At 50.3% G+C, this 12,671-nt stretch carries 15 protein-coding genes; 8 read left to right on the top strand and 7 right to left on the bottom strand.

All coding sequences use genetic code 11. From position 1 onward, the window contains the following. On the top strand, window positions 1–1,104 hold the full coding sequence (locus B5X72_RS17290; protein ID WP_079718182.1) for a glycosyltransferase family 9 protein: 1,104 nt from the start codon (window positions 1–3) through the stop codon (window positions 1,102–1,104). On the opposite strand, the gene B5X72_RS17285 is transcribed toward B5X72_RS17290, so the two are convergent. Genes B5X72_RS17285 through B5X72_RS17265 form a run of 5 tightly spaced genes read right to left on the bottom strand, consistent with a single transcriptional unit; the run spans window position 1,048 to window position 5,421 of the window. After that, window positions 1,048–2,061 (bottom strand): glycosyltransferase family 9 protein, encoded by a 1,014-nt coding sequence (locus B5X72_RS17285; RefSeq protein WP_079718181.1) that lies wholly within the window; start codon window positions 2,059–2,061, stop codon window positions 1,048–1,050. The genes B5X72_RS17290 and B5X72_RS17285 overlap by 57 nt on opposite strands. A gap of 13 nt (window positions 2,062–2,074) precedes the next feature. Further along, complete coding sequence (locus B5X72_RS17280; protein WP_079718180.1) at window positions 2,075–3,049, bottom strand: glycosyltransferase family 2 protein; 975 nt, start codon at window positions 3,047–3,049, stop codon at window positions 2,075–2,077. Continuing rightward, window positions 2,991–4,763: a carbamoyltransferase family protein gene (locus B5X72_RS17275; RefSeq protein ID WP_079718179.1), complete on the bottom strand. Its 1,773-nt coding sequence runs from the start codon at window positions 4,761–4,763 to the stop codon at window positions 2,991–2,993. Before B5X72_RS17275 ends, B5X72_RS17280 begins: the two co-directional genes overlap by 59 nt. Before the next feature lie 12 nt (window positions 4,764–4,775). Continuing rightward, complete coding sequence (locus tag B5X72_RS17270; RefSeq protein ID WP_079718178.1) at window positions 4,776–5,168, bottom strand: hypothetical protein; 393 nt, start codon at window positions 5,166–5,168, stop codon at window positions 4,776–4,778. Window position 5,169: 1 nt separating this feature from the next. Then, window positions 5,170–5,421 carry a hypothetical protein gene (locus B5X72_RS17265; RefSeq protein WP_079718254.1) on the bottom strand — a complete coding sequence of 84 codons (252 nt, stop codon included), beginning with the start codon at window positions 5,419–5,421 and terminating at the stop codon, window positions 5,170–5,172. 318 nt (window positions 5,422–5,739) lie between these two features. Between B5X72_RS17265 and B5X72_RS17260 the strand changes: the two genes are divergently transcribed. From B5X72_RS17260 to B5X72_RS17245, 4 genes are all read left to right on the top strand, one after another. Continuing rightward, a complete protein-coding gene (locus B5X72_RS17260; RefSeq protein WP_079718177.1) occupies window positions 5,740–6,507 on the top strand; it encodes a mechanosensitive ion channel family protein in 768 nt (255 codons plus the stop codon). Window positions 6,508–6,656: 149 nt separating this feature from the next. Then, entirely contained in the window at window positions 6,657–7,322 is a 666-nt protein-coding gene (locus B5X72_RS20850; RefSeq protein ID WP_176146256.1) for a hypothetical protein, read from the top strand. Window positions 7,323–7,340: 18 nt separating this feature from the next. After that, complete coding sequence (locus tag B5X72_RS17250; protein ID WP_079718176.1) at window positions 7,341–7,970, top strand: hypothetical protein; 630 nt, start codon at window positions 7,341–7,343, stop codon at window positions 7,968–7,970. Window positions 7,971–8,047: 77 nt separating this feature from the next. Continuing rightward, the gene (locus B5X72_RS17245) at window positions 8,048–8,650 is read left to right on the top strand and encodes a DUF4142 domain-containing protein (RefSeq protein WP_200121665.1); all 603 of its coding nucleotides are present in this window, start codon (window positions 8,048–8,050) and stop codon (window positions 8,648–8,650) included. 67 nt (window positions 8,651–8,717) lie between these two features. Here B5X72_RS17245 and B5X72_RS17240 read toward each other — a convergent pair whose 3' ends face one another. Next, window positions 8,718–9,401, bottom strand: coding sequence for a uracil-DNA glycosylase family protein (locus tag B5X72_RS17240; RefSeq protein ID WP_079718174.1), 684 nt, complete (start codon window positions 9,399–9,401; stop codon window positions 8,718–8,720). A 204-nt stretch (window positions 9,402–9,605) separates the two neighbouring features. Then, entirely contained in the window at window positions 9,606–10,832 is a 1,227-nt protein-coding gene (locus B5X72_RS17235; RefSeq protein WP_245826983.1) for a glycosyltransferase family 4 protein, read from the bottom strand. A 253-nt stretch (window positions 10,833–11,085) separates the two neighbouring features. Here B5X72_RS17235 and B5X72_RS17230 point away from each other — a divergent pair, with 253 nt between their 5' ends. From B5X72_RS17230 to B5X72_RS17220, 3 genes are all read left to right on the top strand, one after another. After that, a complete protein-coding gene (locus B5X72_RS17230) occupies window positions 11,086–11,616 on the top strand; it encodes an RNA polymerase sigma factor (RefSeq protein WP_079718173.1) in 531 nt (176 codons plus the stop codon). After that, the gene (locus B5X72_RS17225) at window positions 11,597–11,869 is read left to right on the top strand and encodes a hypothetical protein (RefSeq protein ID WP_139378761.1); all 273 of its coding nucleotides are present in this window, start codon (window positions 11,597–11,599) and stop codon (window positions 11,867–11,869) included. The genes B5X72_RS17230 and B5X72_RS17225 overlap by 20 nt, the downstream gene beginning before the upstream one ends. An 86-nt stretch (window positions 11,870–11,955) precedes the next feature. Continuing rightward, window positions 11,956–12,651 carry an ATP-dependent Clp protease proteolytic subunit gene (locus B5X72_RS17220; protein ID WP_079718171.1) on the top strand — a complete coding sequence of 232 codons (696 nt, stop codon included), beginning with the start codon at window positions 11,956–11,958 and terminating at the stop codon, window positions 12,649–12,651. Window positions 12,652–12,671: the final 20 nt, after the last annotated feature.

Below are 12,671 nucleotides of genomic sequence, written 5' to 3'. Positions count from 1 at the left end.
ATGGATAATTGGAATAGTTGTACCAACCTATTGATCATTCGCCCAGACAATATTGGCGATGTACTGATGAGCAGTCCGGCGATACGCGCGATAAAACGTAGTTTTGGATGCAAAATTACGTTGCTTACGTCTGAGGCAGGCGCAGCCGCCTCCGCATTGCTACCCGAGGTAGATGAAACGCTGGTGGCCAACTTCCCATGGGTAAAACACACATCGTCAATCCAGCCGGCATATTTGAGCAAAATGGTTTCTCGGCTCAAAAATGCTGCTTTTGACGGTTGCGTGATTTTTACCGTATATAGTCAAAATCCGTTGCCCACCGCTATGCTGGCCTGGGCGGCTGGTATCCCGCGCCGCCTGGCGTATTGTCGCGAAAATCCTTACGATTTGCTTACACGCTGGGTTCCGGATGACGAACCTTACTCCCATATCAGGCATCAGGTTGTACGTGACTTGGATTTGGTAGAACAAATCGGGGCATACACCAATGATGACCGGATCACCATCGCGGTACCTGCCGAAGCTCATATTCGAGCGATGGCAAAGCTGGCTCGCATCGGCATGGACACGCGGCAACCGTTTGTTATTTTCCATGCCGGGGTCAGCGAGCCTAAACGGGCGTTTCCCGTCGATCGGTGGATGGAGCTGACGAAACGTGTACTTGCTGCTCATCCTGCAAAACAAATTGTGTTTACCGGCAATTCCGATGAGCGCGCATTGACCGACTGCCTGAGCCGGGCGTCGGGGCCGGGTACGTTTTCTGCGGGAGGGCTATTGGATATTGCCGAATTTGCGGCCGTCATTCGGCAGGCAACGCTGGTCGTATCCGTCAATACCGCGACCATTCATTTGGCGGCAGCTTTCGGGAGGCCGTTGGTGGTTTTGTATGCACTTACTAATCCCCAGCATACGCCGTGGCGTTGTCCGCATATGCTTTTTCCTTACAGTATTACGGACAAGAGCCTTCAGAGCCGGAACGAAGTGATCCGCCATGTGGATCGTTCGCTGTATCAAGAAAAGATAGATCTACCGGCCACTGAAGCGATCTCAAACGCTATCGATATGGTGCTCAATAGACAAGGGGAGGGCCAGCTTGCTTGTTAGTGCTTTTTCTACCAACTTCAAATCGGGGGTTTGAATCCAGTCGATGGTAGCCAATGAAGATTTATTTAATGGCCGCCACCGGTTTGGTTCGCCATCCATGCTGATGATGACGCCTGGCGTTCCCAATGCCGATGCCAAATGGGATGTCCCTGTACAATTAGCCAGAATGGCTTTGGCCTGCTTGATAAGTACAGCCGCGGCACCCAAAGATGTTTTTCCCGCCGCCACAACCGGTATGTGGCGCATGTATCGGACAACCTGACTGACAATAGGCATTTCTTCTGTCGTGCCGGTAATGACAACACCGTAGCCAAGTTCGGCGCACCTATCGGCCATATAGGCAAAAGCCATGGGCGGCCACTGCCTCCAGGCAGCCCTGCTTCCAGGATGGATGCATACGTATTCGCCCGGTTGGATTGGCAGGCCAAGTGCATCAAAGTCCGCATAATCTTCGTCCGTAAGCGGAAACTCCAAATCCAGCCCTTGGTGCGGAATGCCAAGGTGCTGCATTAATAGTAGATGCCGGCATACCTCGTGCACATGCGAAGGATAGGGGATAAATAGTCCACCGGGCGGACGATAGCTTGCCTCCGTATAAAATCCAGCGGTATACGTAGCGCCGAAAAGCTCAATAAGTGGATTGACCAACGTACCGTCGCCCTGCATCTGCAGTGCCAAGTCAAACCGTTCGGTCTGCATGCGGGCAAGAAAGTGGGGCATGTCCTGTACGCTATAAGGCTGTTCGGGAAGCCCCGGGTAGCCCGGAAAAGGTTCCATTGCGTCAAAATACATCGGAAACCGCTCAACCAGTTGCTTGGCCCAGGGAAGTCCTACCAGCGTAATCGTCGCTTGAGGGAAATGGCGTCTCATGGCGCGTACAGCCGGTATTGCACATAGCAGATCACCCAATTGTAAGGCTCTAAAGACAGCTATTTTAGCGATTTCTTCGAATTGCATAGTCAGCTCTCGGTTAAAGTAACAATACCCGGTATTTGATCGCTCCATACCATTGCCAGTAGACGGACGCGAACGGAATCAGCATGGACGTCACCGCCATTTCGGCAATATGGCTTATCGATTTGCGGGTCGTGCGCAACCGTTTCCAGGTAAAAAGGACCACGCAGAGCAGCCAACCGATCAAGGCCAGCTGGAACCACGGCCTCCAATCGAATACCAATGCAGCGCACATGGCCACAAACAGCGATACCGTGATATAATAATGCCAAAGCGGACGCCGCTGTATTTTTTCACGGAAGAGGCGGGGATGCTTTTTATAAAGCAATGCATTGTATAGCCCTTTTTTTTGCTCCCGGAGGCTCACACCCCAAGGAGCGGGGCGCACCGGATGCCACACGCAGGCTTCGTCGATGCGTACAATGGGAATGCCCTGCGTAATCAATTTAAATTGCAGTTCGCTATCCTCGCGCCATGCCATGCCGAACGCTTCGTCAAAGCCATCAACGCTAAGCAATGCAGCTTTGGAACAGCAACAGTTGGCCGTGATGAACTCTGCTGTCTGCAATTGGGCCGTATTCCATTCGAAGTCCGTCGGCCGTGGCGATAGTGGCACTTGTACACGGCCTGTCATGGCCACATGAGGCTCGCCATGGTAGTGGCACCGGAACGCCTGGAGCCAGCCTGGTGCGGGTACGCAATCATCATCTGTAAAGGCGATAAGTGTGTGCTTTGCCGCCATCCAGCCGGCATTACGTGCCGCGGCAGGCCCTTTTTTTGCCGGCGTCGATAGATAACGGAGATTTACGGCCGGCTGCGTGGCATACCATCGGGCAATGGCTTCTCCGGTAGCCCGGTCTGGGCCGTCACTTACTATGACCACTTCAAACATTGTCTTATCCAACGTTTGAAGTGCTAATGCCTCCAAGCACCTAACCAAAAGCCGAGGCCGTTTGTATGTGGGAATGACCACTGATATCTTTGTTTCCATATTGTTTTGAAATTAAGAACGATCCCATAATCAATACGTCAAACGGCGAGGTCCAGAAGCACTCCAAGGCATCCCGCGGGCTGCAGACGATAGGCCGACCTACGGTATTAAACGAAGTGTTGATCAGCACCGGAATCCCCGTGATCTGCTCGAAAGCCCTCAGCAAATCATAATACAGCGGGTTTTGTTCACGATTTACAGTCTGTATGCGAGCTGTGCCATCTACATGTTTTACCGCCGGTATCAAGGCTGCCCTAGCGGGGGGTACTTGATTGACGAAAAGCATGAAGGGCGATTGCTGTGCATTCATAAACCACAACGGAGCGTCTTCTTCGGTCACGACCGGCGCCACCGGACGGAAATCTTCACGGTCCTTCACTTCATTGAGCCAGGCTTGCATTTCCGGGAGCACCGGTGAAGCCAGGATTGAGCGGCTGCCCAACGCCCTTGGTCCATATTCCATCGCGCCCTGAAACCATCCAACGATGCGATTAGCCGCCAATAGCTGGGCAGTCTCCTCGGCAACGCGCTCCATTCGCGTGTACGGAACTTTTGCTTTCTCCAAGAAATCGGCGATTACATCATCCTCATAAGCCGGCCCCCAGTAGGCGTGGCTCATTATAAATGCTTTTTGGCGCTCGCCGCGTAGCTTGGCATCTGCCCAAAGTGCGGCGCCCAAGGCCGTTCCCGAATCTCCTGCCGCAGGCTGTACCCACACCTTTTCGAACGGGCCATCGTCACGGATACGGGCATTGAGCACGCAATTGAGCGCCACACCGCCAGCCATGGTCAAGTAGCGTTGTTTGGTTTCGCTATGCAGCCACAATGCCAATTCCAGTACCGTTTCTTCCAGCACGTATTGAAGCGAACGGGCAATATCGAAATGATGATTGGTGAGGGCAGCATGTCGTAGCCGGGCAGGCCCGAAGCGCGCTTCAAGCTGCGTCTGTTGGATGCGGTATTGGCCATTTTCGCTCAAGTAAATCATGTCCCGGAAGTCTTTTGCATAAGTAGGCTTGCCGTAGGATGCCAACGCCATTACTTTGTACTCGTCTGAGGAATGGAGGAACCCGAGGTAACTGGTCACTTCTTCGTACAGTAGGCCCAGCGAGTGCGGTAAGTTTACCTGGCCAATCCGGGTTAAACTTTGCTGCTGCCCTACGTGATAGGAGGTGGTTGCGATTTCACCGCGGCCATCCAATACCATCACCGCTGCATCTTCAAAAGGCGACGGCAGGTATGCGCTTGCTGCATGGGAAAGATGATGTTCAACGAAGTGCCAGTCCCAGTCTGCTTGGCTGGCTTCCCTGAATCGTCGCTGAAGATGGTGAGGATAGCCATCTACAAGTTGTGCTGATGCATTGATAATAGACGAAAGGAAGAGGCCCTCCCAGGGTTGTGGATCAGCCGGTTCCCAGTCTTTTAAGTGAAACGGGATGGCGATGTTTGGGCTGGCAGCCTGATTTTCATCGATGAGCAGATAGGGGTCAAACGAATATACCACTTGGTCAACATCCTTCAGATGGATTCCGGCCACCTGTAAGCAGTAATCGATGGCATGAAATGGCAATTCATAGGTGGAAAACGGTATAGGTCGTTTCCCATGTTTGATGCGTGTGAAGCGCTCGTCTTCCACGGCTGCAAGCAATTGCCCGTCTTTGACAATGCAGGCCGCTGTGTCGTGAAAGACTGCGTTGATTCCTAATGTATACATATTGAAAGCTGGTTATTTGTTTTGTTCAGGCTTCCGGGCTCCAAAAAAAGTTATCGCAGCGATAAAGATAGCCTGTATGGCCGCATCCAATAGGTAGACGCGGCTGATATCCCCGCGTGCGACATACAGGATGTCCATCACCAGGAAACTCAATGCGGCACTGTAGCCGAGCAGCATGGGCAGACGCTGTTTTCTCAGGCTTGCTACAATAAAGGTGAGGCCAATGGAGGCTGCCAATAGCCCCACCATTTCCACAAGCCATGTGTCTTGCTTTGGGCCTGTAGCTACCAAAAAACTCTCCATGTTGAGCAATGGCCATATCCCGGTGATGATGAAATAAGCTCCTTGAAAAAGGAAGGCATTGCCCAATACACCCCTATTGCGCAGATTTAGCCATCGACTCATCTTAACTATCTTGCTGGTCGTGGCCCTGTGTTTTCACGATTTTATTATACGTGCCCAGTAATAGAAAAGGTGCTGCCCATTGCCCGACAAATAACGCTGTGTGTTTGTGCCCTGCACACTTCAACGCCAGTGATACGCCCATAGCTGCCAATGCTGCACAGAGAAACAGTTTAGAGGGTAATTTGGCGGTTTGTTCTTCGATTGCCTTCGTGGTTTGTCCTTCTTGGTGTTGCGGATTTTCTTGCAGTGCCATAATTGTTCTGTTTAGTATTATGTTGTCAACTCTGTTTATTGCGTATATACGAATGCACAGACGGTGCCATGATTTGTACGACAGCGGCATGCCAGCTTAAAAGGCTGTTTTGTCCTCAAAATCGCCTAGTCAGGCATGCGTGGCGCTCCGGTAGTTTGGTGATGGGGGCGCCGGCTATTCGGCATTACAAAACATCGTTTTTTGAAATGTCGACACTCTTATGCAGTATTTAGTACAGTGCGCTTATATGCGAATGTAGGGGATGGATATACGGAGTGGGTAGGCTTTTTGCATAGGTCAGGCACATACAAAAAGCTTATGGATATCGAAAGACTTTATGCACGGTTTGTCGAATGGTTTATCCATCAGGCGCCGCGTGTTGTACTTGGCATTCTCGTGCTCGTTGCGGGCATGTGGTTGATTAGACTGCTCTCGGGTTGGGTAAAAAGGAAGATTACACAGAAAGATTGGGATCCGACGCTGGAAGTTTTCCTTTCCAGTTTGATTGTCATGGCCTTACGGGTGTTACTGATTCTCTTGGTCATTCAAGTGATGGGCTTGCAGATGACGCTGTTTGCGGCTTTGGTGGGTTCCTTCGGCGTTGCGGCCGGGCTTGCGCTATCGGGCACCTTGCAAAACTTTGCCAGCGGTGTACTCATTCTCATGCTCAAGCCTTTCCGTGTCGGCGATTTGATCTTTACTCAAGGGCAGGAAGGAGAAGTGACATCTATCCAGTTGTTTTACACCGTCATGCTGACGCGCGATTATCGCACCGTCATCGTGCCCAACAGCAAACTCTCCAACGAAGTTATTATTAATATGAGCCAAGCTGGCAAGCGCCGGCTCGACATGGAGCTGAAAGTGACGTATGAAATCGATTTCGAGCATGCTAAGCAGGTGTTGATTGGTGCATTGCGTACAGCAGGCGATTTATTAGTCAATACCAATTACCTGATAGGCATCAGTATGCTGGAACCGGACGGGTACAAGATTTCTGTTTCAGTGTGGGTCGATGAACAAAACTACCCGGATACGCGGCTGGCCGTTCAAGAAAAATTACTCCAAGCCATGAAGACGCTTCGCTGAGGTGTGCTTTTTTGCAAACAACTAAACCACAAAAACGAACAGGATCGTCCAAAAGACCCCATTTCCTGCGGAAGGATTGTATGAGGAATCCCACGCATTGGCGCGAAAGCTGGCACAATGCGATACTGGCGCAGTATGTGATTTAAATCATGAAAAAAGAAGTGATGATACCAGATAATCGGAAAAACCCGCCTGTAATTCCGCTCGATGTAGCGGATACAGACGAAACAAGAGAACCAACAGGCGAAGACCTGCGGTTTAATGAAGAAGAAAATAGCTTCGAACTGGACGTCGAGACCGAAGATGCCGAATACCAGCATCCCGACCCGTATGACACCGCCGCTCCGGATGGTGAAGATGATAACTCAACTTATGATGAAGAAAACCCGTACACGCCCGATGAATACCGCGACAAACGAAGCGAGCTGAAAGGAGAACTCGAAGAGTTGGACGCAGAGGTGGCGGCGGACAGCTATGCGCGGCTTGACGAAACGGATGAGGCGCTGGCCGAAACACCAGAAGACGAACGGGTCGACTTGGATGAAGAAGGGTATCCTGTACGTGACGATGCGGGAGGCGATGATAATCCAATTTTAGAAAATATGGATAACACCATTGACGGCCCCGAGGACGAAGACGAAGACTCGGACGTGGAAGTCCCTCCATTTGAGGATCCGCGGCGCGACGATGATGAACCGATTTGGGATGATCCGAATAGTCCGATGGAGCCGGAGGACGTGCCCCCTGTGGATGAGCGTGATCCACTGGGGGATAAGCAAATCCAGTCAGATGACCCAACGGAGACCAGCGGCTAATAACCACCAAAAGTAGATATGATGACAGAACAACGTAAAACCATGGGGGACCCCTCGGTGCCTCCTCAATATACCGGAAAGCAGGTCGATCTGGATGCGCATATCGACCTTCCTGACGACCAAAGTGCCAGCAATTTCTTTTTGCTGGCGAAAAGTCGGCTGTTTGACGTGAACAATTGGTACCAAATTGCTGAAGTGCCCGTCTCGTCATTCGTGCTTACAGACCGATATGGCGGCGAAGCTGTCAAATCACGCCCCGAGGAAGGCGACAGGATCCGCATCGATATTCCCGGTCCGGGCCCGTCTGCAGGCGACGGCTACGATTGGGTGGAGGTTGAAGACATTACGGAAGAAAATGGACCGATGGGAGAACGGTGTTCGATAACCCTTCGGCCCACCAATAACCCGTTGAAGTTGAACGACGATACCGCTCATTTTTTTAAAGACGTAGCCAGTTCGACCATTGTCGTTGAGCGGCAAGGCCATCGGGTGATAGCCAGGTACCACGGCAGGAACGAAGTAGTCAATACCGATACAGACTCGGTTGTCGACAATACAAGAAACACCATGGTGGGTCTGGGAGCCAAGCTGGGGCTTTCGTACCCGCAATGGAAGAGCCTGGTAGCCGGTATCGTGAAGCGGCCTTAGAACCATTGCATATCAATTAACTATAGAATAGAATCAAATAGAATAGAATCCAACAAACTTATCAAAATTGAAAGCTTATGAGAACGTTAAAATGTTTAATGATCGTATTGATATCAAGTATGGCAATGTTGGCATGCAACAATGCTAATCAGCGCACGGCAAGTGACAGTGTGGATCAGGCTCAGGATGTGAATGACACTACCGCAATGACCAACAATAGCGATGCTGACTTTGCCGTAAAGGCAGCCGATGCCGGATTAGCCGAAGTGGAACTTGGCAAGCTGGCTTTGGAGAAGGCTACGGACCAGCGCATCAAGGATTTTGCGCAAAAAATGGTGAACGACCACCAAAAGGCCAACGACGAGTTAATGACCATCGCCAGTAAGCACAATATTACCCTGCCGCCGGTGATCAGCGAAGAACATGTAGAAAAGCAACGCAAGCTACGCGAGAAGTCCGGCGCTGAGTTCGACCGTGAATATATCGACCTGATGGTGAAGGATCATGACAAGGTGGTATCCATGTTTGAGGACGCTTCGTCGGATGCACAAAATGCCGATCTAAAAGCATTTGCGTCTAAAACGCTGCCTACATTGAAGCATCATCAGGAAGAAGCCAGAGCATTGCGTGATGCCGTGGATACAACAGACACGACCACGACGCAACGTATAATGCCCTAAACGGCAAACCGCATTATCAATACTTGCCTGAGCCCGTAAACACGCACGTTTACGGGCTTCGCTTTTGCTATGCCAAGCATTGAAGATAGTGGCTAATGTAATCCTGGCGATGCTTTGAACGATATTGTTCAATAAAGCGCGGATGATCAAGGGCAACAAACGAATCAAATAACTTTTCTTCCGCATTGATAATTTCGAAATACTTCGCGTTCTTTTTACCCAGAATGAAACATTTTGTGGTGTCGATGCCAAAGTCAATCTGTTTTTTAAGGCTGGAAATGATAAAAGGCTTCATGGTCGTAAACAGGCGTTCGTCGTCGTAGTAATTGCAATTGATCCAATTGCCTCTGTTATTTAACCGGATAAATCCGAGGGGACATACCGAGTTGATGAAATAACGGCTGTAGAAGGCCGCCGCACCACCGTACTGGCGGATAACTTCATAGATAAATACAGAGGACGGCTCGTGTGTACTGATGGACGAGACGGGAATGTCACATACCTGCGTAAGCCGTTTGGAATCGGTGAAGGGTATCCCTGTGGCCCCGCCGCCGAGCCTGCCGGGATTAATACCAAGAATCAATGTTCGTTCGTGGGCGTCGTTGTAGAACTTGCTGTAAAATGCCGCCGTCACCGACATAATTTCCTCGTTTTCCCGAAAAGGATTCAGTAACTGCACATCGTCGGGTAAGTGATCCGCAAACGTTAGGTTTCGATTGAAGTGGATGACTTGTTCTGCAAATGTATTCATTGGCCATGCGTACCTTTGGTTATTGCGGTACGATTGACAAAGAACGGCATATTTCGATAGATAACACAAAAAAAATACCTATAGCCAATTGTCTGTGTTTTTGGCATCGGAATTGCTATGGAATGCATAGGTTTAGGTTGATAGCCCCTAACCCCATTGGGGCGGCCGCCTCGATACATATCGGGGCGGCTCTTTTTTTGGCCATCAGTACGTTTTCCAAGACAGCGGGCGCGTGAGCGACGTTACCTTCATGAGCGTATTTTCGGTAAGTAAAGTAGGCGATGTCGTTTCGGCATTTGCTTTAAATAATTGGGTATATTGCTTGCCTATCTTGGGCCAGCGCAAAGACAGTCCGTGCCGGAAGGCGTTCTGTTTTAGTTTGTTCAATTCTGCGGGGTTACTGAGCAGGTTATTGACAATCGCTGACAACTGGCTGTGGTCATTGAAATTGAAGAGTTTGCCGCGGTTGCTCTTTAGGAGCTCCTGGGCATGCCAATATGGTGTAGAAACCACAGCGGCACCAGCTCCCACGGCATACGAAAGCGTCCCGCTGGTGATTTGAGCCTCGTTTGGATAAGGGGTCAAATAGATATCACATGCCGACAGGTAGGCGTGTAGGTCTTGCTCATCCACAAATTTAGAAATAAACAACAGATGCTTCTCCACACCGAGCTGGGCAGCCAGCAATTTTAAACTATCGCGGTAGTCTTCGCCCGAGCGCTTCAGCACGCCCGGGTGGGTTTTACCGAGGATCACATATTTTGCATCGGGATGTTGTTCGCGGATAGTAGGAAGCGCTCTGATTACGGTTTCCAATCCTTTACTGGGGCCGATCAAGCCGAAGGTGAGCAGTATCTTCCCGATGGGGAGCTCCAGCTGCTGTTTTATGGTTTGAATGTCCGGCTTCTCGAAATCGGGTACACCGTGGGGGATGGAACTGATCTTTCCCAGTGGTATCCGGTAAGCCTCGCGCAGCAGCTGGACGGCTTTTTTACTCATGACAATGACTTTGGCCGCTCCGTCGGCGAGTTTCCTGGTTATGAAAAGCTGAACCGGATCCGGGCGCTCAAGGACGGTATGTAAGATAACGGTATAAGGCATTTGCAAAGCGCTGGTCAACGTAAGTAGGTGAGCACCGCTACGCCCGCCGAATATCCCGAATTCATGTTGGATGCAGCACATATCAGCGCCACTTCGATTAATGAACGACGCCGCGGCCTGATAGTCCGCCAGGTGTTCCTGAGCGATGACAAATTTTACCCGATTGTCGTAGTCGTATTGATATTTATCATCTGAGTCGTTGAGGGCGACCATAAAGCTGCCCGATGCGTTAAACGGCAGATAATGATTTACCGCTTGCAGTAAATTTTCATTGAATGTGGCCAGACCGCATTCCCGAGGCTGACAAGTGGAGATGTACGCTATTTTCATTTGAATAAATTGTTTTCTGCTTTTAGATGGCAATGAAGCTGGTCCGTCTACCTAATAACGACATTAACTATCTCGGTAAAAAGTGGCAATCGTCCCCGCAGCATCCGGTATATACTTGCTCACTATATACGTGCTAACAAGCGCAATCCTGTTATTGTTTTGATAGCTTGCCAGGGGCAAAAAAAGTGGCGGATAAATGGTAAGTTTGGGTGATATTTTGCATGAAAAAAGCACATAGTAGTAAAAGGACTTTATGACGACGGCACTTTATAAGCGCGTTTTTCCATTAGTGGCTCGTTATGTAGCCAAGCGGGATGGAACATTAGAAGAAGCGAAAGATGTGTTCCACGAAGCCTTGTTGGTTTATTACGAGAAAATGCGCGATGGACAACTCACTTTGCGGCAAGGGGAGGAGGCTTATATCTTCGGGATAGTGCGGCATCTCTGGACTAAGCGATATCAAGAAAATCAGCGATACGCGTCGTTGGATCAACTGATGGCCGGATTTGGTGACGATGACGTAAACACGGATTGGGCGGATGGCGTTTCGGCCGATGAAACCGTGTCAAGCAAACGTATTCTTCGGTTGTTGCAGGCCGCAGGTCGCAGGTGTATGGACATGCTTACTGCCTTTTATTACGAAAAGTTGGATATGGAGGAGCTGGCACATCGTTTCGGTTTTTCAAGCACGCGCTCTGCAACCGTTCAGAAATTTAAATGCCTACAAAAAGTAAAACAAGTGGTCAAAGAAAAATCGTTACATTATGAAGACTTTGCTGGATAATTTGCAGATGGCGGAAGATTGTCTGCTTGGACATGCCTCCGACGAGCAGCGGCTACTTTTTGAGGCCAGCCTCCTTTTATATCCGGCGCTACGTGAGGATGTCCACTGGCAACGGAAGACTTACCATATCATCCGAGCCTACGGCCGGCAACGATTGCGGCATGAATTGGAGGCCATGCACCGGACACTGTTTACTGCGCCACGTCATCGCGCGTTCCGTGATAAGGTACTACGCATCTTCCAACAGCGATAACCGTTGATTTTTTGGCTTAATAGTGCTGGCATGCTCTTCAATGGGCGTGAAGGGACGCCTATGTTTAATCGTTAACAACGTATACTATGACTATCAATCACAATGAATTTCGCCGGTATGCCGTGCAGCATCACGGCATCAATGGCATGTATGTCGATCACTATCTTTCACGGGCATCAGCCTACGTCATGCCTGTAGCCCTGACGCCGTACATTACCGAAGAACGCCAGCTTAACGTCGCTCAAATGGATGTGTTTTCGCGCCTCATGGTCGACCGCATTATCTTCCTCGGTGAGCCTGTAGATGATCGCGTAGCTAATATCATTCAAGCCCAACTGCTCTTTTTACAATCAGCCGACGCGAAAAAAGATATCCAATTATACATCAATTCGCCAGGCGGATCAGTCTACGCCGGACTGGGTATCTATGATACCATGCAATACATCGGCCCCGACGTAGCCACAATCTGTACGGGCATCGCGTTATCCATGAGCGCAGTGCTGCTCAGCGCCGGAGCCGCCGGCAAACGCGCCGCCTTGCCTCATGCACGCGTGATGATCCACCAGACGTCTGGTGGTATGCAGGGAACGGCAGCGGATATGGACATCAGCATCCGGCAGACCTTGAAAATACAGCAGGAGCTTTATCGAATCATTGCCAATCACAGCGGGCAGGACTACGAAGTAGTGGATAAGTTGGCTGATCGCGATTACTGGATGACCGCAGATGAAGCCAGGGAATTCGGCATGGTAGACGAAGTATTGGGCGGCAGGGGTCGGTAAACTTGTCGTCTTCCCGCCTT

Origin of the sequence: Parapedobacter luteus, assembly GCF_900168055.1 — a bacterium.
GTDB classification, from domain to species: domain Bacteria; phylum Bacteroidota; class Bacteroidia; order Sphingobacteriales; family Sphingobacteriaceae; genus Parapedobacter; species Parapedobacter luteus.
This window is presented reverse-complemented; position numbering and strand designations above follow the sequence as displayed.

Bases quoted from the DNA above. Each gene is read 5' to 3' on its own strand.
- B5X72_RS17290 (WP_079718182.1), top strand. From the start codon at position 1: ATGGATAATTGGAATAGTTGTACCAACCTATTGATCATTCGCCCAGAC.
- B5X72_RS17285 (WP_079718181.1), bottom strand. From the start codon at position 2,061: ATGCAATTCGAAGAAATCGCTAAAATAGCTGTCTTTAGAGCCTTACAA.
- B5X72_RS17280 (WP_079718180.1), bottom strand. From the start codon at position 3,049: ATGGAAACAAAGATATCAGTGGTCATTCCCACATACAAACGGCCTCGG.
- B5X72_RS17275 (WP_079718179.1), bottom strand. From the start codon at position 4,763: ATGTATACATTAGGAATCAACGCAGTCTTTCACGACACAGCGGCCTGC.
- B5X72_RS17270 (WP_079718178.1), bottom strand. From the start codon at position 5,168: ATGAGTCGATGGCTAAATCTGCGCAATAGGGGTGTATTGGGCAATGCC.
- B5X72_RS17265 (WP_079718254.1), bottom strand. From the start codon at position 5,421: ATGGCACTGCAAGAAAATCCGCAACACCAAGAAGGACAAACCACGAAG.
- B5X72_RS17260 (WP_079718177.1), top strand. From the start codon at position 5,740: ATGGATATCGAAAGACTTTATGCACGGTTTGTCGAATGGTTTATCCAT.
- B5X72_RS20850 (WP_176146256.1), top strand. From the start codon at position 6,657: ATGAAAAAAGAAGTGATGATACCAGATAATCGGAAAAACCCGCCTGTA.
- B5X72_RS17250 (WP_079718176.1), top strand. From the start codon at position 7,341: ATGATGACAGAACAACGTAAAACCATGGGGGACCCCTCGGTGCCTCCT.
- B5X72_RS17245 (WP_200121665.1), top strand. From the start codon at position 8,048: ATGAGAACGTTAAAATGTTTAATGATCGTATTGATATCAAGTATGGCA.
- B5X72_RS17240 (WP_079718174.1), bottom strand. From the start codon at position 9,401: ATGAATACATTTGCAGAACAAGTCATCCACTTCAATCGAAACCTAACG.
- B5X72_RS17235 (WP_245826983.1), bottom strand. From the start codon at position 10,832: ATGAAAATAGCGTACATCTCCACTTGTCAGCCTCGGGAATGCGGTCTG.
- B5X72_RS17230 (WP_079718173.1), top strand. From the start codon at position 11,086: ATGACGACGGCACTTTATAAGCGCGTTTTTCCATTAGTGGCTCGTTAT.
- B5X72_RS17225 (WP_139378761.1), top strand. From the start codon at position 11,597: ATGAAGACTTTGCTGGATAATTTGCAGATGGCGGAAGATTGTCTGCTT.
- B5X72_RS17220 (WP_079718171.1), top strand. From the start codon at position 11,956: ATGACTATCAATCACAATGAATTTCGCCGGTATGCCGTGCAGCATCAC.